Here is a 22,157-nt window from a genome sequence, read left to right on the forward strand (position 1 = left end):
AGCGATGACTGTCTCTTCGGAGAGCCCGCACGACACGCTGGTGACCTTCCTGCCGCACCGACTGAATCGCCAGCCGGTGGTCGTGCGCGGGCTGACCGCCGACGAGTTGTGGATCTGCGCCGGCCTGTCGGCCGCAGCCGGGTTCGCGCTCGGCCTGCCCTTGGCCTGGCTCACGCACAGCATCGCCATGGTGCCCACGCTGATCGTCGCCGGCATCGCGTTGGGCGTCTTTGTCGGCGGAGGCTTCCTGCGCGCGCAGAAGCGCGGCCGGCCCGACACCTGGCTGTACCGGCAGCTCCAATGGCGGTTGGCCCTGCGGCATCCGGCGCTGGCGGCGCTCCTGGGCGGGCAGCGCCTCATCACCCGCTCGGGCTACTGGACTACCCGGCGCAACACCGATCGAGGGGCGCCATGAGCCGTTTCAAGAACGAGGTTGCGCACCTGCAGGCGCACGTGAAGACGTTGCGTCTGGGGGCCGGCGCGCTGTTCGTGGTGGCGCTGCTGCTCGGCTTCGGTTGGTGGAGTGCGCCGAAGAGTCTCACCATCCATGTGCCGCCGGATCTGCGCTCGGGCAGCACGCGCAAGTGGTGGGACGTGCCGCCCGAGAGCGTGTATGCCTTCTCGTTCTACATCTGGCAGCAGGTACAGCGCTGGCCCACGAACGGCGAAGAAGACTATCCGCGCAACCTGCGCGCGCTGTCGGCCTACCTGACGCCGAGCTGCCGGGCCTTCCTGCAACAGGACTACGAGTACCGGCGCGCCAGTGGCGAGCTGCGTCAGCGCGTGCGTGGCATCTACGAGATTCCCGGCCGCGGCTACGGCGATGATCCGGCCACGCGCGTCAAGGTGGTCTCCGACCGCGATTGGATCGTCACGCTCGACGTGAGCGCGGACGAATACTACGGCTCCGAGCAGGTCAAGCGCGCCCTGGTGCGCTACCCCATCAAGGTCGTCCGGCTGGACATCGACCCGGAGCACAACCCCTTCGGCCTGGCGCTGGACTGCTACGCCGGCGCACCCCAGCGCATCGAACCGCCGCCGACGCCGACCCAGGCCGGCGCGCCCGCCAACGCCTCCGGCCATCTGCAGGGAGACTCCCCATGAAGCCCATTGCCTTGTCGGCCCTGGCCGGCGTCCTGCTGATCCTCGGTGTCGTGCCGGCCAGCCAGGCCGTGGAAATCCTGCGCTGGGAGCGCCTGCCCCTGCCGGTGCCGCTGGTGGTCGGCCAGGAGCGCGTGGTCTTCATCGACCGCAATGTGCGCGTCGGCGTGCCGGCCAGCGTCGGCGATCACCTGCGCGTGCAGAGTGCCGGCGGCGCGATCTACCTGCGGGCGAGCGAGCCGATTCCGCCCACGCGGCTGCAACTGCAGGACGTGGAATCCGGCGCGCTGATCCTGCTCGACATCGCCGCCGAGCCGGCGAAGGACGGTCAGGCGCCGCTGGAGCCGGTGCGCATCGTGGAAGCGGAAGCCCCCGCGAAGCGCTACGGCGGCGGTGCGGCAAGCGGCGCGGACGAGCAGGCCGACGCGCCCGCAGACAAATCCGTTCCCCGGCGCGAGACGCCGGTACCGGTCGTGCTGACGCGCCATGCCGCACAGAACCTGTACGCGCCGCTGCGCACCGTCGAGCCGGTCGCCGGCATCGGGCGCGTGAACCTGCGCCGTGGCCTCGCACTGGACACCTTGCTGCCGACGTTGCCGGTGCACGCGCGGGCACTGGCCGCGTGGCGCCTGGAAGACCAGTGGGTGACGGCCGTGCGCCTCACCAACACCTCGGCGCGCTGGCTCGACCTCGACCCGCGCGCCCTGCAGGGGAACTTCGTGGCGGCGACCTTCCAGCATCCGAACCTGGGGCCGGCCGGCACCGCGTCCGACACCACGGTGCTCTACCTGGTCACGCGCGGCCACGGCCTGGCCGAGTCGCTGCTGCCGGCGCTGAGCCCGATCGATGCCACCGCGAACCTGCCGCCGGCCGCCGCGGCCGGCTCGACCGGAGGAGCGCGCGATGAAAAGTAATCCGTTGCTCAAGTGGCTGCTGATCCCGATGGCGCTGCTGCTGGTGTTCGTCGGCATCAAGCTGTTCTCCGGCGCGCCCGGCGGCCAGCCCGCTCCCAAGGGCGCGGCCAGTACGCTCACGCCCGAGGAGATGAAAGCCCTGGGCATCGCTGGCGACACGCCGCGCGATACCGTCGCCACGCTGGTGGCCCAGGTGAAGCAGTTGCGCACCGAGCTGCAGAGCGCGCTGGGCGACAACAAGCAGCACAAGGCCGAGAACGAGCGCCTGCGCGCGCGGGAAAGCGCGATCGACCAACGCATCCAGAGCGCGCTGGAAGGCGAGCGCAGCCGCCTGGAGCAGGAGCGCAATCAGGTGGCCAGCGACAGGCAGCAGACCCAGGGGCTGCTGCAGGATCTGCAGCGGCAACTGGACGGCCTTTCCGGCAAGGGTGGCCCGTCCGATCTGCCCGTCGGGCTGGGGCTCGAAGAGGGTGACGGCCAGCGCTTCAACCGCGGCGTCGCTAGCACGCAGTGGGTCGAGCCCGACGATGCCAAGGTCGACGCCAAGAACAGCAGCAAGGAGCCGAGCTTTCCCCTGAGCTTCGGGCCGGCCCAGAAAAGCCTGTCGGCCGCAGTGGAATCCGTCGCCGACGTCGGCAGCCGCGCGGTGGGCGCATCCACGAAGGCTGTCTACACCGTGCCGTCGAACTCGACGCTCATGGGGTCGATTGCCATGACGGCGCTGATCGGGCGCGTGCCAATCGATGGAACCGTCAACGATCCCTATCCGTTCAAGGTGCTGATCGGCCCGGACAACCTCACGGCCAACGGCATCGACATCCCCGACGTGGCCGGCGCCGTGGTCAGCGGCACGGCCTCGGGCGACTGGACGCTCTCGTGCGTGCGCGGGCAAATCCGCTCGGTCACGTTCGTGTTCCAGGACGGCACCATCCGCACGGTGCCGGAGGACAGCAGCAAGGGCGGCAGCAGCGGCGGCAACTCGGGGCACAACGGCGCCAGCATCCAAGGCGGTCTGGGCTGGATCAGCGACCCCTACGGCATTCCCTGCGTCAGCGGCGAGCGGCGCAGCAACGCCCAGCAGTACCTGGGCAGCCAGGCGCTCATCACCGCGGCCGGCGCCGGCGCGGCCTCGCTCATCAAGTCCGACAACGGCAGCGTGGCCGTGGTCGCCAACAGCAACGGCTCGCTGGGCACCGTCGGCATCAGCGGCAACGAAGCGATGGGCCGCATCCTCGCGGGCGGCGTGCGCGACATGGCCGATTGGGTCAACAAGCTCTACGGCCAGGCCTTCGCGGCGGTCTACGTGCAGCCGGGCGCCAAAGTGGCCGTGCACCTGGAGCAGCCGCTCGACATCGACTACGACGCCAAGGGGCGTCGGGTCCACCACCGCACCGGAGAAGCCCATGCCTCGGATCTGGATTGACGCGGCCGCCGTGCTGCTGGCGGCCACCCTGCTCGGCGGCTGCGCCACCAGCAAGGAGAAGCTGCTGCCGCACGGCGACAGCACCATGCTCGACATCTGGCATCAGGAGACCGGCGGCAGCGCAGGCGGGGGCCAAGCTGCGCGGCAACTGCTCGACGCGCGCCAGGGCCTGCGCCGGCCGCTGGCCGATGCCGATGTGCAGGCGGCGCCCGGCGTGCAGGCGCGCTACACCCGCACCGCGCAGAACGAGATTTACCGCCAGTTCCACCGCCTGCCGAACCCCGACCTGGTGATGTACGTGTTCCCGCACCTGGCGGGCACCGACCCGGTGCCGGTGCCCGGCTACAGCACGGTGTTCCCGCTCTACCAGCGCGTGCAGTACGCGATGCCGGGCGAGCGCGTGGAGGACTATTGATGGCCTGGTCGCTGCCGTGGTCACGCAAGTCCGACGCATCGCCTGTTGACGCCGCGGATGCGACCGATGATGCCTGGGCACGGCACGTAACGGCCTTGGCGGCACAGGGTGTCGCCGAGCCGGGCAGCGCGCTCGGCCGGGGCCGGCGCAGACCGGCCACCCAGGCCGACCACGATGCGCTCTATGGCGTCGCGCCGTCGTTCGCGGACTTGCTGCCCTGGGTCGAGTACCTGCCCGGCAGCAAGTGCATGTTGCTGGAAGACGGCCAGTCGGTGGCGGCCTTCTTCGAACTGGCGCCGGTCGGCACCGAGGGCCGCGAGATGGCCTGGCTGTGGCAGGCGCGCGATGCGCTGGAGAACGCCCTGCAGGACTCCTTCGACGAGTTGGACGACAACCCCTGGGTAGTGCAGCTCTACGCCCAGGACGAGGCCGACTGGGACAACTATCTGCGCTCCCTGGCGAACTATCTGCAGCCGCGTGCGCAGGGCAGCGCGTTCAGCGACTTCTACCTGCGCTTCTTCGCCCATCACCTGCGGGCCATCGCCAAGCCGGGTGGCCTGTTTGAGGACACCACGGTGACGCGCCTGCCGTGGCGCGGCCAGGTGCGGCGCGTGCGCATGGTGGTCTACCGCCGCACGTCCGCGGCCACGACCCCGCGGCGTGGCCAGTCGCCCGAGCAGGCGCTGACCACGATCTGCGACCGCCTCGCCGGCGGGCTGGCGAATGCCGGCGTGAAGGCTCGGCGTCTCGGCGCGGCGGACATCCACGCCTGGCTGCTGCGCTGGTTCAACCCGAATCCGACCTTGCTCGGCACCACTGCCGAAGATCGGGAACGCTTCTACGCGCTGACCCGCTACCCGGAAGAGCAGGAGGAGGGCGAGATCGAACTCGCCAGCGGCACCGACTTCGCGCAGCGCCTGTTCTTCGGCCAACCGCGCTCGGACGTGCCCAACGGCCTGTGGTTCTTCGACAGCATGCCGCATCGGGTGATCGTGATGGATCGCCTGCGCACGCCACCCGTGACCGGCCATCTGACGGGCGAGACGCGCAAAGGCGGCGATGCCATGAACGCGCTGTTCGACCAGATGCCCGAGGATACGGTGATGTGCCTGACGCTGGTCGCCACACCCCAGGACGTATTGGAGGCGCACCTCAACCACCTCGCCAGGAAGGCCGTCGGCGAAACCCTGGCCTCGGAGCAGACCCGGCAGGACGTGCAGCAGGCGCGCGGCCTGATCGGCAGCGCGCACAAGCTCTACCGCGGCGCGCTGGCGTTCTACCTGCGCGGCCGCGACCTGGCCCAGCTCGATGCGCGCGGTCTGCAGCTCGTCAACGTGATGCTCAACGCCGGCCTGCAACCGGTACGCGAAGAGGACGAGGTGGCGCCGCTGAACAGCTATCTGCGCTGGCTGCCGTGCGTGTTCGATCCGGCTGCCGACAAGCGCCAGTGGTACACCCAGCTCATGTTCGCGCAACATGCGGCGAACCTGGCGCCGGTCTGGGGCCGCAGCCAGGGCACGGGGCATCCGGGCATCACGTTCTTCAACCGCGGCGGCGGCCCGATCACCTTCGATCCGTTGAACCGTCTCGACCGGCAGATGAACGCGCATCTGTTCCTGTTCGGCCCCACGGGGTCGGGCAAGAGCGCGACGCTCAACAATATCCTGAATCAGGTGACGGCGATCTATCGGCCGCGCCTGTTCATCGTCGAGGCGGGCAACAGCTTCGGCCTGTTCGGCGACTTCGCGGCACGGTTGGGCCTCACCGTGCATCGGGTGAAGCTCGCGCCGGGTGCGGGCGTCAGTCTGGCCCCGTTCGCCGATGCCTGGCGCCTGGTCGATACGCCGAGCCAGGTACAGACGCTGGACGCCGATGCGCTCGACCAGGACCAGACCGATGCCGGCATGGCCGTGGAAGGCGATGAGCAGCGTGACGTGCTCGGCGAACTGGAGATCACCGCACGACTGATGATCACCGGCGGCGAGGACAAGGAAGAAGCGCGCATGACCCGCGCCGACCGCAGCCTGATCCGCCAGTGCATTCTCGATGCGGCCCAGCATTGCGTGGCGGACGAACGCACGGTGCTCACGCGCGATGTGCGCGACGCGCTGCGCGAGCGCGCCCGCGACGCCACGCTGCCGGAGATGCGGCGCGCACGGCTGCTGGAGATGGCCGACGCCATGGACATGTTCTGCCAGGGCGTGGACGGCGAGATGTTCGACCGGTCCGGCACGCCGTGGCCCGAGGCGGACATCACCATCGTGGACCTGGCCACCTTCGCGCGCGAGGGCTACAACGCCCAGCTCTCGATCGCCTACATCTCGCTCATCAACACCGTCAACAACATCGCCGAGCGCGACCAGTTTCTGGGCCGCCCGATCATCAACGTGACGGACGAAGGCCACATCATCACGAGGAACCCACTGCTCGCGCCCTACGTGGTCAAGATCACCAAGATGTGGCGCAAGCTCGGCGCCTGGTTCTGGCTCGCCACGCAGAACCTGGACGACTTGCCGAAAGCGGCCGAGCCCATGCTCAACATGATCGAGTGGTGGATCTGCCTGTCGATGCCGCCCGATGAAGTCGAAAAGATCGCGCGCTTCCGCGAACTCAACGCTTCGCAGAAGGCGCTGATGCTCTCGGCCCGCAAGGAGGCCGGCAAGTTCAGCGAGGGCGTCATCCTGTCCAAGTCGATGGAAGTGCTGTTCCGCGCTGTGCCGCCCAGCCTCTACCTGGCGATGGCGATGACCGAGCCCGAGGAGAAGGCCGAACGCTTCCAGTTGATGCAGCAGCACGGCATCAGCGAGCTGGATGCCGCCTTCCGCGTGGCCGAGAAGATCGACCGTGCGCGGGGAATCGAACCTCTGGCGCTGGACACGTTGGCCTGACGGGAGCGACACGATGCGCATGCCTTCCTTCGCCCGCCGTCATCCCCGGATCGGTCTGCTGATCGTGGCGACGATTGCGGTGGCCTCGTGGATGTTGCTGCGCGCGCCGCATCCGGCAACCGAGTCCATGTCCCTGGTCGCCGCCGGGTCCGAAGTGCCGAAACCGGCCGGCCCGCCCTGGCTGTATGGCCGTGCCGATGCGCGCTTCACGGTGGTCGGGTACGCCGACCTGGAGTGTCCGTACTGCCGGGCCTACTTCCCCGAACTCAAGCGCTGGATCGACGCCCATCCCGAGGTGAACTGGCAGTGGCACCACCTGCCGCTGTCCATGCACGAGCCGGCTGCGACTGCCGGGGCACGCCTGGCCGAGTGCGCGGGCGAGACGGGCGGGCATGCCACGTTCTGGCAAGCCGTGGCGTGGCTCTACGCGAACACCCGTGGCGACGGCCAGGGCCTGCCGGAAGGCCTGCGCTATCCCGACCTCACGCCAGCCATGCAGGGTTGTCTCGACAGCGATCGCCCCGATGCCGTCATCCGTGCCCAGGCGGCGGAAGCGGCACAGCAGGGCATCGCGGCCACGCCGGCCCTGCAACTGCGCGACCGCGAGTCCGGCAAGACCCTCCTGCTGCACGGCCCCGTCGAAGGCGATGCCTTGCTGTCGGCCATCGACCTGCTCGCCGCCGGCAACACGACCGCAGCCGAACCTGCCCATTCCCCAGACATGCCCGCCGGCGTTGCCGGTGACATGCCCAGGTAGCCATCGATCTTCAAGGCTGCGGCGCGGCTCGTCCGCGTTGATCGAAACCCGTTCGCATCGCATCCCTTGACGCGAACAGCCACCGCATCCGCGGTGGTGGATGCCCGCTCGTCACCTGTTCCATCCCCATCGTCCCCAGGAGGGTTTGCCCTCCAGGGGCAGGCGCCCTCCGATCTCATCCATTGGAGGTTCGCCATGTCTCTCGTCATCGCCGACTCCCGCCCGGAGTCGCTCACCCTGATCGCCGCCCAGCACGAAGACTGGATCATCCGGCAGGCCATCACCCTGCTGGAGAACCGCGTGTTCAAGGCCGGTCCGGCGCTGGGCAGTCCCGCCGCCGTGCGCGACTACCTGCGCCTGAAACTGGTCGCGGAGCCGAACGAAATCTTCGCCGTCGTGTTTCTCGACAACCAGCACCAGGTGCTCGCCTTCGAGCCGCTGTTCAAGGGCACGGTCGACCAGACTTCGGTGTATCCGAGGGTGGTGGTCCAGCGTGCGCTGGCGCTCAACGCTTCGGCGCTGATCCTGGCGCATCAGCACCCCTCGGGGAACACCGAGCCCTCGGCCGCTGATCGTGCGATCACCGAGCGGCTGAAGAGCGCCCTGGCCACCGTCGATGTCCGGGTGCTGGACCACTTCATCGTCGGCAAGGGCAGCCCGTACTCGTTCGCCGAAGCCGGCTTGTTGTAGCAGCACCAGCCGACGCGCATTCATGTCATCACCACGGGAGCCCTTGGCTCCCGTTTCCTTTCGCCGACCCGCAGAGAAATCGGGACTGACCGGTTTCGGTTTCTTTGTCGTCCCCTGATCTGCGTTGCGCTCGACTACGAGTCTGCATCGACTCCGCGGAGGCGCGACATGCCGGCTCATTCCCTCAACCTTCCTGCCGCCTCGCGGCGCCTCCTGGCCGCCCGGCTGGCCGCTGGACTGTGCGCCGCGCTGCTCGGTCCCATCGCGGCGGCCGCCGATGTGCTCGTCGTCACCGACAGCCGTCATCCGGTGCAGGCCCCGGCCGGCGTGCGGATCATCGAGCTGGACCAGGCCACGCGCATCGAGGTCGAACTCGCCGCGCACCTGCCGGCCGACCCGCAACAGGCCGCAGCCGTGGTGCGGCAGCGGTTGCATGACGGCGGCGAGGCGCTGCAGCGCCGCATCGGCCATGCCTATCAAGGTGTCGCGGATGCCTGGGGACTGGGCATCGCCAAGATTCCCGCCGTGGTGGTCGATCGACGCTACGTGGTCTACGGCGAGCCCGACGTGTCCCGCGCCGTCGCGCGCATCGACGCCTACCGGAGCACGCAGCCATGAGCCTCCTGCTGGCGTCCCGGCGTCTGCGCGCCACCGCCGCCTCGCTGCTGCTGGGCGCGGCCACGTCGACGTTCGCCCTGGACACCGCCACCATCGTCTCGTCGGCGCTGTCCCCCGACTGCCTCGAATACCGCGTGGTCGGAATCTGCTACTGGCTGTACTGCACGCCCTTCGGCTGCTCGGTTCGCACTTCCGTCAAGGTGCGCCACTACGTCCCCGATGCGGTGGTGTCGAGCTACTCGAACACCGGAGAAAACCCGTGGCAGGAAGTCAGGGCGATGAGCATGCCCAACCCGACCGCCAAGGCTGGCGGTGACGGCACGACCAATCACGACAACGAGAACAACCTCGCCAAGTTCAAGAACGCCGATGTCATCGGCCATCCGGCCGGGATGGTGTTCAGCCAGTTCGCCAGCGCCTCCGGCTACACCTGCGAAGGCGCTGGCACGGCCTTCATGCCGTATCTGCTGAGCACGCTCGACACGATCGCCTGGCGCTACAACATCCCGGAAGCGTTCTACCCCGAAGCGCTCATCCCCGGCCGGCGCGAAATCGGTACGCGCACCGGCCTGAACCTCTGGGGCAACGTGTATCCCCGCGGTGGCTTCCTGCACCAGACCGACGACCACAAGAGCGGCGCCGTGGTCGCGCAGCGCGCGGGCGACATCGTGACGCGCCGCAACCAGATTCACGTGTACCAGCCCCTGCTGGCCAGCGCCCGCGACGGCTACTGGCCGGCCGGCGCGTTGATGGAGACCGACGCCTCGACGGGCAAGTGGCAGGAGCTGACGCCCACGCTCTCGAACAGTTGCGTGGTTTTCCCGCACAGCCGCACCCGCGTGCAGGCCCAGCAAGGCGACTACGCCTGGGCCCTGTGGCGGCCGTACTCCTGCTGCCGGCGCCGTGGCCAGGTCTTCCTCGGCAGCGTCGATTTCATGTGAGGAACCCACGATGAACGCCTCCCTCCCTGACTTCCTGCGCCGCGCGAAATCGCCCCTGCGGGCCACGCTGCTCGTGGCGGCCATCACGCTGGTCGTCGGCGTCGCCTGGGCGCAGACCCGCATCGATCCCAATGGCGTGAACGTCAGCGGCAGCGTGATCGGCGACGACGTGCTCTACAGCATCGGCGGCGGCCGGGCCGTGTCGATGGGTGGTGCCGGCAACATGCAGAGCATCGGCGTCGGCGTCGGCTGGAACAGCAACCTGATCTGCGGCGACATGAGCATCACCACGACGCTGCAGAACCAGCTCAACGGCATCACCAACGGCTTCCAGACGATCATGAGCAACGTGATCCAGAACGCCACCAGCGCCGTGGCCTCGCTGCCGGCGCTGATCATCCAGCGCGCCGACCCGGGCCTGTACAACCTGCTCACCAACGGCATCCTGCAGGCGCGCCTGGATTTCGACCGCTCGAAGATGACCTGCCGCGCCATCGCCAATCGCATGGCGGACATGGCCGGCGGCCAGGCCGGCTGGGACCAGCTCGCCGAAGGGATGGCGCTGCGGGATGCGGTCAGCAGCACCGATGCCGTCTCCGCCATCGAGCAGGCCGAGTCCAACAAAGGAAACAACGGCGTGCCATGGGTCGGCGGCGGCAACGCGGGCGGCTCCGGTCAGAGTTCGATCAAGGTGGTCGGCGACGTGACGCGCGCGGGCTACAACCTGCTCAACGGGCGCAGCGCCACCGATACCTCGTCGATCGCGCGCAGCGCCTGCGGCAACCGCCTGACCTGCCAAACCTGGTCCTCGCCCCAGGCGGCCGCGGACTGGGCGACCCGCGTGTTGGGCGAACGCGAGCAGCGCACCTGCGAAAACTGCACGAAGACCCAGACCACGCCTGGCGTCGGGCTGACGCCAATGATCCAGGAAGAGTACGAGACCAAGCTGCAGGCGCTGCAGGAACTGGTGACGGGCGCCCGGCCGACGACGCTGGCCAATCTCGACGCAGCCGGCAGCAGCTCGCTGCCGATCACGCGCGGCGTGATCGAGGCCCTGCGTGACGAACCCGACCAGGACGTGCTGGGCCGGCGCCTCGCGTCCGAGGCTGCGCTGTCCAGCGTGCTGGAGAAGGCCCTGCTGCTGCAACGCACGTTGCTGACCGGCAAGAAGGAGCCGAACGTCGCCGCCAACGAGCTCGCCGTGCAGGCGGTGGACCAGGAGAACAGCGCGCTGGAGCAGGAGATCAACAACCTCAAGACCGAGCTGGAGCTGCGCCGCACGCTGGCCGGCAACTCGGCGATGGCGATCATCCAGCGCCACAGCACCCGCGCTGCCGGCTCGCGCGGCGTCTTCGAGGGCGACACCACGCGCGACCGTCTGCGGGAAGTCCAGAAGCCGCGGAGCGGCACGCCATGAGCCGGCTCGCCTGGCTGTGGCTGCCATGGCTGTTCAACCGCCGCGTCGGCGTGGCGCTGCTGTGGACCTTGCTGGTGGTCGCCGCCGCGGTGGCGGTGAACATCGCCGGCATCCACGTGGTCGGCGGCGTCGAGGGCTGGCAGCACTGGCTGCAGGCGCACGCCGGCCACTTCTTCGTGTGGCGTCTGTGCCTCTACGGAGCGACGGCTTACGGCTGGTGGTGGATGCGTCGGCGCCTGTTGCGGCGGGAGCCGTCCCGCGAAACGCATCAGCGCCTGCTGCGCACGGAGATCGCTGCCGTGATCGCCGTGGTCGCGCTGGAAGCCAGCCAATTGTTGCGGCACGGCTGAGACCGGGAGGCAGGCATGACGCTCTACACCACGGACTACCTGGAGTATTACCTGACCCTGGTGGCTTGGGTGGTCAACAACGGCATCTGGAGCATTCTCGTGGCCAGCGGCGTGTTCGCGCTGCCGTTCGTGGCCATCGTGATCCAGGAATGGCTCAAGGCCCGCAGCGAGGGTGCGGACGAAGGCAACAAGGGCGTGCTGTCGTCGATGCGCATCGAGAACCGGGTGTGGGTGGCGATCGTGGTCATCATGTTCGCCGGCATCCCGTTCATCCCGGTGGATCTCGCCACGATCAAGTTCGACACCACGCGCTCCGCGCAATGCCAGGTCAACGTCCCGTTGCCCAACGACACGGGCTGGTCCAACGTCTACACGGCGCTCAACGACCAGAGCGCGCTGGTGCCGGTGTGGTGGTTCTTCATGCACGCGCTGTCGAAAGCCGTGACGGGCTCCGCGGTGGCGGCGATCCCCTGCGGCACGGACCTGCGTCAGATTCGCATGGATGTGGATGCCACGCGCATCGACGATCCGGTGCTGGCACAGGAGGTCGCCGACTTCACGCACGACTGCTACGGGCCGTCGCGCGCCAAGCTGTTCATGAACCGGCCGACGCTCTCCGACGAGCAGATGAACGACGTCACCTGGATCGGGTCGAGTTACTTCCTCGACACGCCCGGCTTCTATGACACCTATCGCGCCAAGACCCCACGCACGGCCTGGCCCTACGACGCGACCCGCGATGCGGGGCTGGCACAGGTGGACAGCGGCGGCGGCTATCCGTCCTGCCGGCAGTGGTGGGCCGATGGCGGCCAGGGACTGCACAGCCGGCTGCTGGCACAGGTGGACCCGGACCTGCTGACCCGCATCGGGCGCTGGGTGGGCTTCCTGTCGTCGAGCGAGGTCAATGACTCCGTGATCCGCGCCGTGGTCTCACCGAGGCAGCAGAAGATGAACCAGGGCGCCGTCTACACCGACTACGGCGGCCAGATCGACAAGACGCTGCCGAACGTCGTCACGCGCGGCGCGAGCGACCTGGGGCTGACCGTCGGCTCACTGGGCTTTTTTCCGGCGATGGACGTGGTGCGCCAGGCGCTGCCGATGGTGCTGACGATGCTCAAGATGGCGCTCGTCATCTGCATCCCGCTGGTGCTGCTGATCGGCACCTACGACCTGAAGACGGTGGTGACGGTGAGCTGCGTCCAGTTCGCGCTGTTCTTCGTGGACTTCTGGTTCCAGCTCGCGCGCTGGATCGACAGCACGATCCTGGACGCGCTCTACGGCTGGGGGTTTGGCGCGGACAGGCCGCACACGAACTTCGATCCGCTGATCGGCTTGAACAACGCCTTTGGCGACATGCTGCTCAACTTCGTCATGGCGATGATGTTCATCGTGCTGCCGACGTTTTGGGTGATGGCACTGGCCTGGGCTGGTGTACGGGCAGGCAATATTCTTGGAGCGCTTACCGTCGCTACCGGCGACGCAAAGGCGGCTGGAGGTAGTGGCTCTCGCCTTGCGATGACGGCTGCGTCGAAAGGCGGCGCGAAGTAAGGCGCATCCTTTCGCACCGATGGGGCAGCTACGACTCGTCAGAGTCGCCCATGTCGTGGCGCCACTCGTTCTTGTCGTACAGACCATGGCCGGAGTGTCCTTCACGCCACTCTGGCTGGTTCTCATCATCCGCATCGGCGTTCCGCGCGAGCCATGCGGCGACCACCGCAAAGGCAAGCAGCAGGACGAGCCAGGATACGGTGTAGAGCAGCACGCCAAGTACGGCCAGCTTGACGATCCAGAGCACCGCCGTGATCGCGCCCGCAGGCACCCCGCGCGTCACCAGCCAGCCGGCTACACGCTGCTCGCGGCGCAGGTATCCACGCCAGGCACGGCCAGCCCCCCGGCCCAGCCGGTGGCTCCAGCGCCCGTTGTGCGTGTTGGTGGTCATGCTCATATGCCTCGGCTTCAGTGGTGCCTCACCTCGCGGAGCGGCCGGTCGTGGCCTGCCCTCCAGCATAGACCGCGATCAGGAGGGCGGGTTGCGGCCGGCAGAGCCGGGTTGGCTCGGGTCGCAGATCGATTAGATTCTGCACGATAAATCAAACCTAATGCTACTTTCCATGCACGTTCTTGCAATGGCTCTAGGGGTAGATTGGATTCTGTGTTATTTTTATAACATGGATGGAAATTCTCGGCACCAGGTAATCAAGCGACTGCAGGCCGGACTCCCCCGCGGGGCGCCGTTCGACCTTGCCACCCTGAGCCAGTTCGGGGTGTCGCCCCAGCTCGCCGCCCACTATGCCGACGGCGGGTGGCTCGTGCGCCTGGCCCATGGCGTCTATGCCTTCCCGAACGATGAGTTCGGGGTCTACGGTGCGCTGAAGTTCCTGCAACAGCGCGTGCCCGGCCTGCACGTCGGCGGCAAGAGCGCCCTGGCCCTGCAGGGGGTGCGGCACAACCTGGGCAGCCGGGAGGCGCTGGTGCTGTGGGGCGACGGTCGTTTCGCGTTGCCGGCCTGGTTCACTTCGCGCTTTCCGGCCCGCTATGTCCACGCCCGCCTGTTCGACTGGCCGGACACGGCGCTGGCCGGCAAGACCCTGACCACGCCGCCTGGCCTGCCCGAGGATCTGCGGGTGGCAGCCCCCGAGCGTGCCGTTCTGGAGCTGCTGTACGAAGCCGGCGTCAAGCAGAGCCTCGAAGAGGCCCGCAACCTCTTCGATGGACTGCGTTCCCCCCGCAAGGACTTGCTCGGGCAACTGCTGTCTTGCTGCGCCAGCGTGAAGGCCGTGCGCCTGTTCCTCACCTGGGCGCGCGAGACCAGCCTCGTGGATGTCGATGCCCTGCTGGAGCAGTACCCGGTTCGCACCGGCAGCAACACGCGCTGGATGAGCCGGCTCGATGACGGCACCTTGCTGAGCCTGAGACCTCATGGATAAGACCTACGCGGACACCGTTCGCCTGCTGCTGGCCGTCGCGCCCGACGTGTTCGCCAACGACATCTTCGCCATGAAGGGCGGCACGGCCATCAACCTCTTCGTGCGGGACATGCCGCGCCTTTCGGTGGACATCGACGTGGTGTACCTCCCGTGGCAGACGCCGCGCGACGAAGCGCTGCAAGCCATCAACCAGGAGCTGGCCGCCATCGCCACGCGCGTTGCGCCACTGGGCGTGCAGACACGCCTGGTTCGCGCCAAGGACCTGGGAGACACCAAGCTGATCGTCGAGAACGACGCCAGCCAGGTGAAGATCGAGGTCAACGTCGTGTTCCGAGGCAGCGTGCTGCCCGTCGAGCGGCGGCCGCTGAGCGCAAAGACCAGCGATCTGTTCGGCGTCGAGTTCGAGCTGCCGGTTCTGGCACCGGACGAGCTGTACGCCAGCAAGCTGGTGGCCGCGCTGGATCGGCAGCACCCCCGCGACCTGTTCGACGTGTGGCAGCTCTACGAATCGGGCGACATCAGCGACGGCATGGTCGAGTGCTTCGTGATCTATCTGGCGGGCCACAACCGGCCGCCCCACGAAGTGCTGTTCGGCAACGACAAGGACATCGCCGGCGAGTACGAGCGGGCCTTTGTCGGCATGACCGAAGTGGGCTGCTCCCTGGAGACACTGCTCGACGCTCGCGCCAGGGTGCGGCGCGAGCTGCCACAGCGACTGAGCACCGCGCACAAGCAGTTTCTGAGCGGGCTGGCGCGCGCAGAACCGGACTGGTCGCTGGTGCAATGCCAGCACGCCGCGCAACTGCCGGCACTGCGCTGGAAGCTCGCCAATCTCGAAACCTTCCGCAAGCGCCGTCCCGACGACTTCGCAGCGCAATCCGCCGCCCTCGACACCGGCTTGGGCCAGAGCTGACGAACATCCCGCAGCTTCCGGCTTGCCGGGATTGCCCCATGCCGCATTCATCGTGGCACCCGCGCAGCAGCGGCCCTATACCCAAAAGCTTCCGACAAAGGCCAAAGGGCTGGGAAGGGGCAAAGGAAGGGCGCCAAGGGGAAAGGCCCTATCCTGAAAAGGCCAAAAGGCGCCCCCGAGCAGCCCGTCATCCGGGGTTCGCCATGCTCTCGCTGTTCCAGCGCAAAAGGGTGCCACCCACCGCCGGCACGCCGCCCACCTCCGCCATCGAAACTCCGAAAGGGTCGATGCGGCCGGAGTCGGCCGCATCGCTGCTGGCCACGCCGCGCCGGCAGAAACTGCTGGAACACATCTGGCAGCGCACATCGCTCTCGCGCCGGCAGTTCGCCACGCTCTACCTCGCCCCACTGGAGCGCTACGCCGAGCTGGTCCAACAGTTCCCGGCCTCCGAGAACCACCACCATGCCTATCCGGGCGGCATGCTGGACCACGGCCTGGAGATCGTCGCCTATGCGCTGAAGCTGCGGCAGTCATACCTGCTGCCTGCGGGCGTCACGCCAGAGGCACAGGCAGCCCAGGCCGAGGCCTGGACTGCAGGCACGGCCTACGCGGCCCTGCTGCACGACATCGGCAAGATTGCCGTCGATCTGCACGTCGAGCATGCCGACGGCAGCGTCTGGCATCCCTGGCACGGCCCGCTGCGAAAGCCCTACCGCTTCCGTTACCGAAAGGAGCGTGAGTACCGCCTGCACAGCGCCGCCACCGGGCTGCTCTACGCGCGCCTTCTCGATCGGGACATCTTCGACTGGCTCTGCGGCTATCCCGACCTCTGGGCCGCACTGCTGTACGTGCTGGCCGGCCAGTACGAGCATGCCGGCACGCTCGGCGAACTGGTCGTGCAGGCCGACCAGGCATCGGTCGCCCAGGAACTCGGCGGCGATCCCAGCAAGGCGCTGGCGGCGCCCAAGCATGCGCTGCAACGCAAATTGCTCGACGGCTTGCGCTACCTGCTCAAGGAAGAATTCAAGTTGAACCAGGGCGGCCCGGCGGACGGTTGGCTGACCCAGGACGCCTTGTGGCTGGTGAGCAAGACCGTCTCCGACAAGCTGCGCGCACATCTGCTGTCGCAGGGCATCGACGGCATCCCGGCGAGCAATACGGCGGTGTTCAACGTGTTGCAGGATCACGGCATCGTGCAGCCGACACCGGATGGCAAGGCGATCTGGAAGGCTACCGTCACCAGCGACGCCGGCTGGTCGCACGCCTTCACCTTCCTGAAACTCTCGCCGGCGATGATCTGGGATGCCGCCGACCGGCCGGCGCCGTTCGCAGGCCGTGTGCAGATCGAAGAGGAACAGGCGGAGCCGACGCCGCCGGCGGTGGCCGATGGGCCGCGCGCGGAAGGCATCGAGGCTGCATCCGCGAGCACGGCGCCGATCGCATCCGCAGCCATGGACACCGGCGTGGCCGCGCTGCTCGACCTGCTGGGCGACGCCGCTCCACCCACGGCACCGGAGATCCCGAGTTCCCCTGTTGCCGAGCCCGAGCCGGCCCCTTCGACCGTGCCCCCGCCGCAGATGAGCCTCGCGCCTTCCCAGGATCGCACGGAGCCCTCCGGGGCGCACTTCATGGCCTGGCTGCGTCAGAGCGTCCAGACGCGCAAGCTCATCATCAACGACGCCAAGGCCCTGGTGCATACCGTCGCCGGTACGACCTATCTCGTCAGCCCCGGCGTGTTCCAGCGCTACGCGCAGGAGTACCTTCAAGTCGCCGCGCTAGCCAAGCAGGAGAAGCTGGAGGGGTGGCAGTGGGCGCAGAAACGCTTCGAGAAGCTGGGACAGCACCGCAAGCAGCCGAGCGGGCTGAACATCTGGACCTGCGAAGTCACGGGGCCGCGCAAGTCGCGCCGGCTGCACGGCTACCTGCTCGCCAGCCCGGATGCGCTGTTCCAGGAGACGCCGCCAGACAACCCATACCTGCGGCTCGTCAACGAGGCCGCAAAGCGCGAAGATTCAGCCCTTGGGGGCAAGGACGACGATCAGGCGTAGGCATGCGGCCGCTGTGCGGGCCGGCTTCAATCCGCGGATGGGGCCGACTCTGCCAGCTTGGCTTCGGTCAGAGTCATCAAGTGGGCGGAACTGCATTTCAGCGCACGGGCAATCTTGAGGATGAGAGGGAGCGTGGGGACATGCTCGCCGCGCTCGATCTTGCCCATGTGCGACCGTTCGATGCCGGCCATGTGGGCCAGCGTTTCCTGAGCGATGCCCTGGTTGGTTCTTTCTTCCCGCACGGCAGCCCCAAACGCGATGGCTGGTTCCGCTTCGTAGGTAGTGGTGCCGGTGGGGCGGCCCCTTTGGATCGAACGCTTTGGCATTGCCAAGAGCGTCGAACACGGTCACGATTTAAACCACGTTAAACTTAACTCATTCAACGGCTTCGAGATCAGTTGCCACGAGTTCACCGCCTGGGGGGAGCTGGACGTGGAATCGAGTGACATCACCGCCGAAATTCGCATGGCCGTCCTCGGCGAATGGGTGCCTCCCCAGCTCGCCGACGTGCTCGCCCTGCAGCGCGCCGAAGAGCCGGAGACTCATGCCGTCCTGGCCGGATGGACAGATCCCGGTCGAGGCGCGGAGCTGCCGGGCGACGGCTTCGACTTCGCCTTGTCTGCGGCTGCCCGGCAGTGGCCTGGCTGGATATGCGAGCCGCTGTGGCATGACACGCTGGCGGTCGCCGTGGCCAAGCGCTCCCACCTGCTGGCCTACCGTGAAGTGCCGTGCGAGGAAGTGCTCAAGCAGCCCTTGATCTGCTCGCAGTCCACGGCCGATGAACCATGGCGCGTGACCGTGCAGCGCGTGTTCGAAAACGCGCTGCAGGAGCGGGAGCAAACGGTGGAGACATTCGATGTGGCGATGACGCTGGTTGCTGCCGGGTACGGGATCGCCATTGCGCCTGCCGCGAGACTGGCGAGCTACCTACGCCGAGGCATCGCCGTACGGCCGCTGGCCGGCGCACCAATGATCGTGATGGCTTACCTGCTCCGCCGCAACGCTACCTTGTCGGACACCCAGGCAAGATTCGCCCGACGAGCGCGCTTGGTGTCCTGACTGATGCGCTGGCCTTCCCATTGATGCGTAACGGCCGGAACTGCACGTCTTCGGCCCTCCGGCTCTGCCGCCATACGTAGTCGCCGATCAAATTGATGTGCTCCCAGCCCAGCGGCGACAGGTATTGCAGCAACCCGTCGTCGATCCCGTTGCCGGAGTCGCGCAGCGCCTGCGTCGCAGCTCATCCTGACAACAATCTACCCTTGTTACCCTTGTCTCGAATTTCAAGGAACCTAGCGATCAAACAGCCGACTCCGATGGAGATCGCAACATCGGCGAGGTTGAACGCGGGCCAGTGCATGCCCTGCCAGTGGAAGTCGAGGAAGTCCACAACCTGACCGCGCAGCAGGCGATCCACCACGTTGCCAAGTGCCCCGCCAAGAATGAGGCTGTAGCCGACGGCTTCGAAGCGCGGCAGCGTCTGCTTCAGTTGTCGGATGAGCCAGACCGCGACGAGCAGTCCTAACGTGATGAAGAAGTAACGTTGCCAGCCACTCGCTCCGGCCAAAAAGCTGAACGCGGCGCCCGGATTGAGCACATGCACGAGGTTGAAGAACGGCGTGATCTCGACCTGTTTGCCATAGACGAACGCCCGTTCGATCGAGAGCTTGGCTGCCTGATCAGCAGCAACCGCTGCCGCAGCCACCCCGTACCACGGCAAGGCCGGCGCGAGCAGCCCCTTTGCGCGCGCCGCAGTGGCGAACGAGATCAGCCACCGCGAGAGCACGGTGCAGCCCAAGCCCAGCCCCCAGCCTGCCAGCACGTCGCCCGGGAAGTGCATACCTGCCGCCATGCGTGACCAGCCAACCAGGGCGGCATACATCAACAGGCAACCGCGACCGCGCCAGGCCAGCAGCGGCCACAACGCAGCGGCCACCAGCGCCGCGTAGGTCGCGTGCCCGCTGGGCAGGCTGTAATGCAGCTCCACAGCGCCGATGACATGCACCGCTGCGCCCAGCACCGCATGCGGGCGCGGAAAGTCGAGCCACCACTTCAAGGCCGACGCCGCCGCCAAGGCCAGCAAGAACGCGACGCCGAAGTGCAACAAACGGCTCCGCACTAGCCGAACGCGGGCCGGATCGGAAGATGCCTTTGACCATGCCCATAGGCCCAGTACGGTTAGGGGCGCGGTCCAGTAGCTGCCGATTAGGCTGAAGAGCGACGCCAGCGGCCACAGCACTGCGGGCGTCCCAGCATTGATCGCTTGAAATAGCGCGAGATTCAGACCGGCCCAGTCATACAGCACGAATTTCCAACTCATCGGCGCAGCAGCCTCAAGCCATTGCCCACCACCAGCAGGCTAGCTCCCATGTCGGCGAACACCGCCATCCACATGGTCGCGTGGCCGGTGAAGGTGAGCACCAGGAACACGGCCTTGATGCCCAGCGCAAGCGCGATGTTCTGTGTGAGCACCTGTGCCGTGGTGCGGGACAGCCGCACGAAGGTCGGAATCTTGCGCAGGTCATCGTCCATCAGCGCCACGTCGGCCGTCTCGATGGCCGTGTCGGTGCCCGCCGCGCCCATCGCGAAGCCAATGTCGGCACGAGCCAACGCCGGAGCGTCGTTGATTCCATCACCGACCATGCCGACCCCGCCGGACTGGGCAAGCGCTTCGATCTCGCGCAGTTTGTCATCGGGGAGCAGGTTGCCTTGTGCGCGGTCGATCCCGGCCTGTGTGGCAATCGCCTTGGCGGTGTGTGGGTTGTCGCCGGTCAGCATCATGGTCTGGATGCCCAGCGCGTGCAGTTCGGCCACGGCGCTCCGGCTGCTGTCCTTGATGGTGTCGGCCACTGCCATGAGCGCCTGCACGCCCTCGGGCTCCACCAGCATCACCGCCGTCTTACCCTCGGCTTCCAGTGCGGTGATGCGTTGTTCCATTGCGGGGGAGCAATGTCCCAGCTCGTCGAGCATCCGATGGTTGCCGAGGTGATAGGCCACTCCGTCGATCACGCCGCGCACGCCTCGGCCGGGCAATGCGGCGAATTCCGCGACTTCGCGCAGCGCCACGCCGTCGGCAAGGGCGGCTTGCGCGATTGCCTTGGACACCGGATGGTCGGAGCGGCTGGCCAGGCTGGCCGCGAGACTACGGGCGTGCTGGGGCGAAGCGTTACCCAAGGCAACGAAGTCGGTCTGCGCGGGCTTGCCGTGGGTGATGGTGCCGGTCTTGTCCAAGGCCAGCCAGCGCAGCTTGCGGCCCTCTTCCAAATACACGCCGCCCTTGATGAGAATGCCGTGGCGTGCCGCTGCGGCCAACCCGCTGACGATGCTGACGGGTGTCGAAATCACCAGCGCGCACGGGCAGGCGATCACCAGCAAAACCAGCGCCCGATAGATCCAATCCAGCCATGCCGCTCCCACAAAGAGCGGCGGCACCAGTGCGACGACCACGGCCAAGGCGAATACGGCGGGCGTGTACCAGCGCGCGAACTGATCCACGAAGCGCTGGGTCGGCGCGCGGCTGCCTTGTGCGGCCTCCACCGCATGAATGATGCGGGCCAGCGTGGAGTTGTTCGCCAGCGCCGTGACACGGTACTCGAACGAGCCTGACTCGTTGAGGGAACCCGCAAAGACGGGATCGCCTAGGCCCTTGTCGACGGGCAGACTCTCCCCGGTGATCGGCGCTTGGTTCACGGTCGAGCGGCCTTCTACGACCTCCCCATCGAGGGCGATGCGTTCGCCAGGCCGCACTCGCACCCGGCTGCCGATCGCAACCTGCTTGGCATCCACCTCGCGCCATGAGCCATCAGGCTGTTGCACCGTGGCTCGCTCCGGGGCCAGATCGAGCAGCCCCGCGATGGCGTTGCGGGCGCGGTCCAGCGACTTGGCCTCGATGACCTCGGCCAAAGCGAACAACACCATCACCATCGCCGCCTCCGGCCAGTGCCCGATCAACATGGCCCCGGTGACGGCAATCGACATCAGGGCGTTCATGTTGAGGTTGCGGTTCTTGAGGGCAATCCATCCTTTCTTGTAGGTGGACAGGCCACCGGTGAGGATGGCGACCAGAGCCAGAACCATCACCGACCAATGATTGCCGCCTTGGAGCCAGTACACGGCCTCCGCCGCAACAGCGGCGACTAGCGAGATGCCGAGCGGCCACCAATGGGTCGTGGTCTGCCCCGGTGCTGATGACGCAGGCGTGCGGTTGGCTTCTTCGAGCACTTGGGCCTCGAAGCCGAGCGATTGCAGAGCACCCAGCACGTCAGGCAGCACGGCTGGGGCATGGCGCACGGTGAGCGTGCGTTGCATCAGGTTGAAGTCGAGATCGATCACACCGGCCAGCGTGGCGAGATTGCTGCGGATCAGCGCCTCCTCGGACGGACAATCCATCTTGGCGATGGCAAGGCGGGTGGTCTGCACCGCCGAGCGGTCGTCCTGTCGCACCGCCTGCATATCGACAGCCGCCAAGGCTTGTTCCACGGGGGCCAACGACGCCAGGGTGTGCCGCACGGTCAAGGTGCGCCGCATCAGGTTGAAATCGAGCTCCACCACGCCGGGCACGCCGCCCAGCTTGCCCCGGATCAGCGCTTCTTCCGTGGGGCAGTCCATGTTCTCGATGTGATAGACGGCAACCGCCACCCCGGTAGTGGCGCTGGTCTGTGTTTCTGATTTGAGAACGGGAGCATCAGCACAACCGTACCCGCTTGATCCGCAACTCATAGCAATTCCTCGGCGTCGTCATTCGTTCAAATGCAT

Annotated in this window: 21 protein-coding genes and 2 pseudogenes; 17 read left to right on the plus strand and 6 right to left on the minus strand. The window is 67.4% G+C overall.

The window, feature by feature from the left end:
- The first annotated feature begins 4 nt into the window (after nt 1–4).
- The 13 genes from A3GO_RS0112055 (at nt 5) to A3GO_RS0112115 (ending at nt 13,062) form a co-directional block, all read left to right on the plus strand.
- The gene (locus A3GO_RS0112055) at nt 5–415 is read left to right on the plus strand and encodes a TIGR03750 family conjugal transfer protein (RefSeq protein ID WP_029133614.1); all 411 of its coding nucleotides are present in this window, start codon (nt 5–7) and stop codon (nt 413–415) included.
- Nucleotides 412–1,104, plus strand: coding sequence for a PFL_4703 family integrating conjugative element protein (locus A3GO_RS0112060; protein WP_010792125.1), 693 nt, complete (start codon nt 412–414; stop codon nt 1,102–1,104). The genes A3GO_RS0112055 and A3GO_RS0112060 overlap by 4 nt, the downstream gene beginning before the upstream one ends.
- A complete protein-coding gene (locus A3GO_RS0112065) occupies nt 1,101–2,015 on the plus strand; it encodes a TIGR03749 family integrating conjugative element protein (RefSeq protein ID WP_029133615.1) in 915 nt (304 codons plus the stop codon). The genes A3GO_RS0112060 and A3GO_RS0112065 overlap by 4 nt, the downstream gene beginning before the upstream one ends.
- Nucleotides 2,005–3,438, plus strand: coding sequence for a TIGR03752 family integrating conjugative element protein (locus A3GO_RS0112070; RefSeq protein ID WP_011805408.1), 1,434 nt, complete (start codon nt 2,005–2,007; stop codon nt 3,436–3,438). The genes A3GO_RS0112065 and A3GO_RS0112070 overlap by 11 nt, the downstream gene beginning before the upstream one ends.
- Nucleotides 3,419–3,853 carry a TIGR03751 family conjugal transfer lipoprotein gene (locus A3GO_RS0112075; RefSeq protein ID WP_023083166.1) on the plus strand — a complete coding sequence of 145 codons (435 nt, stop codon included), beginning with the start codon at nt 3,419–3,421 and terminating at the stop codon, nt 3,851–3,853. The genes A3GO_RS0112070 and A3GO_RS0112075 overlap by 20 nt, the downstream gene beginning before the upstream one ends.
- The gene (locus A3GO_RS0112080; protein ID WP_029133616.1) at nt 3,853–6,741 is read left to right on the plus strand and encodes a conjugative transfer ATPase; all 2,889 of its coding nucleotides are present in this window, start codon (nt 3,853–3,855) and stop codon (nt 6,739–6,741) included. Before A3GO_RS0112075 ends, A3GO_RS0112080 begins: the two co-directional genes overlap by 1 nt.
- 13 nt (nt 6,742–6,754) lie before the next feature.
- Nucleotides 6,755–7,498, plus strand: coding sequence for a DsbA family protein (locus A3GO_RS0112085; protein ID WP_029133617.1), 744 nt, complete (start codon nt 6,755–6,757; stop codon nt 7,496–7,498).
- Between the two features lie 195 nt (nt 7,499–7,693).
- Nucleotides 7,694–8,188, plus strand: a complete 495-nt coding sequence (gene radC / locus A3GO_RS0112090) for a RadC family protein (RefSeq protein ID WP_003292123.1) — start codon at nt 7,694–7,696, stop codon at nt 8,186–8,188.
- 168 nt (nt 8,189–8,356) lie between these two features.
- Nucleotides 8,357–8,806, plus strand: coding sequence for a TIGR03757 family integrating conjugative element protein (locus A3GO_RS0112095; protein ID WP_023085013.1), 450 nt, complete (start codon nt 8,357–8,359; stop codon nt 8,804–8,806).
- Nucleotides 8,803–9,747 (plus strand): TIGR03756 family integrating conjugative element protein, encoded by a 945-nt coding sequence (locus tag A3GO_RS0112100; RefSeq protein ID WP_023085014.1) that lies wholly within the window; start codon nt 8,803–8,805, stop codon nt 9,745–9,747. Before A3GO_RS0112095 ends, A3GO_RS0112100 begins: the two co-directional genes overlap by 4 nt.
- A 10-nt stretch (nt 9,748–9,757) precedes the next feature.
- Entirely contained in the window at nt 9,758–11,164 is a 1,407-nt protein-coding gene (locus tag A3GO_RS0112105) for an integrating conjugative element protein (RefSeq protein ID WP_015038856.1), read from the plus strand.
- Nucleotides 11,161–11,514, plus strand: a complete 354-nt coding sequence (locus A3GO_RS0112110) for a hypothetical protein (protein ID WP_023085015.1) — start codon at nt 11,161–11,163, stop codon at nt 11,512–11,514. The genes A3GO_RS0112105 and A3GO_RS0112110 overlap by 4 nt, the downstream gene beginning before the upstream one ends.
- Before the next feature lie 15 nt (nt 11,515–11,529).
- Nucleotides 11,530–13,062, plus strand: a complete 1,533-nt coding sequence (locus A3GO_RS0112115) for a conjugal transfer protein TraG N-terminal domain-containing protein (protein WP_023085016.1) — start codon at nt 11,530–11,532, stop codon at nt 13,060–13,062.
- Nucleotides 13,063–13,090: 28 nt separating this feature from the next.
- On the opposite strand, the gene A3GO_RS0112120 is transcribed toward A3GO_RS0112115, so the two are convergent.
- A complete protein-coding gene (locus A3GO_RS0112120) occupies nt 13,091–13,453 on the minus strand; it encodes a DUF3742 family protein (protein ID WP_010792111.1) in 363 nt (120 codons plus the stop codon).
- Between the two features lie 229 nt (nt 13,454–13,682).
- Here A3GO_RS0112120 and A3GO_RS0112125 point away from each other — a divergent pair, with 229 nt between their 5' ends.
- The 3 genes from A3GO_RS0112125 (at nt 13,683) to mobH (ending at nt 17,402) form a co-directional block, all read left to right on the plus strand.
- Nucleotides 13,683–14,441, plus strand: a complete 759-nt coding sequence (locus A3GO_RS0112125) for a type IV toxin-antitoxin system AbiEi family antitoxin domain-containing protein (RefSeq protein ID WP_013721903.1) — start codon at nt 13,683–13,685, stop codon at nt 14,439–14,441.
- Entirely contained in the window at nt 14,434–15,354 is a 921-nt protein-coding gene (locus A3GO_RS0112130) for a nucleotidyl transferase AbiEii/AbiGii toxin family protein (protein ID WP_013721904.1), read from the plus strand. The genes A3GO_RS0112125 and A3GO_RS0112130 overlap by 8 nt, the downstream gene beginning before the upstream one ends.
- A 203-nt stretch (nt 15,355–15,557) precedes the next feature.
- Nucleotides 15,558–17,402, plus strand: coding sequence for a MobH family relaxase (gene mobH, locus A3GO_RS0112135; RefSeq protein ID WP_023085017.1), 1,845 nt, complete (start codon nt 15,558–15,560; stop codon nt 17,400–17,402).
- A gap of 26 nt (nt 17,403–17,428) precedes the next feature.
- Here mobH and A3GO_RS0112140 read toward each other — a convergent pair whose 3' ends face one another.
- On the minus strand, nt 17,429–17,728 hold the full coding sequence (locus A3GO_RS0112140; RefSeq protein ID WP_003282197.1) for a helix-turn-helix domain-containing protein: 300 nt from the start codon (nt 17,726–17,728) through the stop codon (nt 17,429–17,431).
- Between A3GO_RS0112140 and A3GO_RS0112145 the strand changes: the two genes are divergently transcribed.
- Nucleotides 17,694–18,461 carry a LysR substrate-binding domain-containing protein gene (locus A3GO_RS0112145; RefSeq protein WP_019486312.1) on the plus strand — a complete coding sequence of 256 codons (768 nt, stop codon included), beginning with the start codon at nt 17,694–17,696 and terminating at the stop codon, nt 18,459–18,461. The two genes, A3GO_RS0112140 and A3GO_RS0112145, sit on opposite strands and share 35 nt — an antisense overlap.
- A gap of 25 nt (nt 18,462–18,486) precedes the next feature.
- On the opposite strand, the pseudogene A3GO_RS26840 reads toward A3GO_RS0112145, so the two are convergent.
- From A3GO_RS26840 to A3GO_RS0112155, 4 genes and pseudogenes are all read right to left on the minus strand, one after another.
- Nucleotides 18,487–18,639 (minus strand): annotated as a pseudogene (locus A3GO_RS26840) (Tn3 family transposase); the annotation flags it as partial.
- Between the two features lie 3 nt (nt 18,640–18,642).
- On the minus strand, nt 18,643–19,137 hold the full coding sequence (gene lspA / locus A3GO_RS26905; protein ID WP_470406613.1) for a signal peptidase II: 495 nt from the start codon (nt 19,135–19,137) through the stop codon (nt 18,643–18,645).
- Between the two features lie 42 nt (nt 19,138–19,179).
- Nucleotides 19,180–19,722 (minus strand): annotated as a pseudogene (locus tag A3GO_RS26910) (phosphatase PAP2 family protein); the annotation flags it as partial.
- On the minus strand, nt 19,719–22,121 hold the full coding sequence (locus A3GO_RS0112155; protein ID WP_013721908.1) for a heavy metal translocating P-type ATPase: 2,403 nt from the start codon (nt 22,119–22,121) through the stop codon (nt 19,719–19,721). The gene A3GO_RS0112155 and the pseudogene A3GO_RS26910, both read right to left, overlap by 4 nt.
- Nucleotides 22,122–22,157 lie beyond the last annotated feature (36 nt).

Source organism: Sedimenticola selenatireducens DSM 17993 (assembly GCF_000428045.1).
Taxonomy (GTDB): domain Bacteria; phylum Pseudomonadota; class Gammaproteobacteria; order Chromatiales; family Chromatiaceae; genus Sedimenticola; species Sedimenticola selenatireducens.

Excerpts from the sequence above, each read along its gene's own strand:
- A3GO_RS0112055 (WP_029133614.1), top strand. The coding sequence starts at position 5 with ATGACTGTCTCTTCGGAGAGCCCGCACGACACGCTGGTGACCTTCCTG.
- A3GO_RS0112060 (WP_010792125.1), top strand. The coding sequence starts at position 412 with ATGAGCCGTTTCAAGAACGAGGTTGCGCACCTGCAGGCGCACGTGAAG.
- A3GO_RS0112065 (WP_029133615.1), top strand. The coding sequence starts at position 1,101 with ATGAAGCCCATTGCCTTGTCGGCCCTGGCCGGCGTCCTGCTGATCCTC.
- A3GO_RS0112070 (WP_011805408.1), top strand. The coding sequence starts at position 2,005 with ATGAAAAGTAATCCGTTGCTCAAGTGGCTGCTGATCCCGATGGCGCTG.
- A3GO_RS0112075 (WP_023083166.1), top strand. The coding sequence starts at position 3,419 with ATGCCTCGGATCTGGATTGACGCGGCCGCCGTGCTGCTGGCGGCCACC.
- A3GO_RS0112080 (WP_029133616.1), top strand. The coding sequence starts at position 3,853 with ATGGCCTGGTCGCTGCCGTGGTCACGCAAGTCCGACGCATCGCCTGTT.
- A3GO_RS0112085 (WP_029133617.1), top strand. The coding sequence starts at position 6,755 with ATGCGCATGCCTTCCTTCGCCCGCCGTCATCCCCGGATCGGTCTGCTG.
- radC (WP_003292123.1), top strand. The coding sequence starts at position 7,694 with ATGTCTCTCGTCATCGCCGACTCCCGCCCGGAGTCGCTCACCCTGATC.
- A3GO_RS0112095 (WP_023085013.1), top strand. The coding sequence starts at position 8,357 with ATGCCGGCTCATTCCCTCAACCTTCCTGCCGCCTCGCGGCGCCTCCTG.
- A3GO_RS0112100 (WP_023085014.1), top strand. The coding sequence starts at position 8,803 with ATGAGCCTCCTGCTGGCGTCCCGGCGTCTGCGCGCCACCGCCGCCTCG.
- A3GO_RS0112105 (WP_015038856.1), top strand. The coding sequence starts at position 9,758 with ATGAACGCCTCCCTCCCTGACTTCCTGCGCCGCGCGAAATCGCCCCTG.
- A3GO_RS0112110 (WP_023085015.1), top strand. The coding sequence starts at position 11,161 with ATGAGCCGGCTCGCCTGGCTGTGGCTGCCATGGCTGTTCAACCGCCGC.
- A3GO_RS0112115 (WP_023085016.1), top strand. The coding sequence starts at position 11,530 with ATGACGCTCTACACCACGGACTACCTGGAGTATTACCTGACCCTGGTG.
- A3GO_RS0112120 (WP_010792111.1), bottom strand. The coding sequence starts at position 13,453 with ATGACCACCAACACGCACAACGGGCGCTGGAGCCACCGGCTGGGCCGG.
- A3GO_RS0112125 (WP_013721903.1), top strand. The coding sequence starts at position 13,683 with ATGGATGGAAATTCTCGGCACCAGGTAATCAAGCGACTGCAGGCCGGA.
- A3GO_RS0112130 (WP_013721904.1), top strand. The coding sequence starts at position 14,434 with ATGGATAAGACCTACGCGGACACCGTTCGCCTGCTGCTGGCCGTCGCG.
- mobH (WP_023085017.1), top strand. The coding sequence starts at position 15,558 with ATGCTCTCGCTGTTCCAGCGCAAAAGGGTGCCACCCACCGCCGGCACG.
- A3GO_RS0112140 (WP_003282197.1), bottom strand. The coding sequence starts at position 17,728 with ATGCCAAAGCGTTCGATCCAAAGGGGCCGCCCCACCGGCACCACTACC.
- A3GO_RS0112155 (WP_013721908.1), bottom strand. The coding sequence starts at position 22,121 with ATGAGTTGCGGATCAAGCGGGTACGGTTGTGCTGATGCTCCCGTTCTC.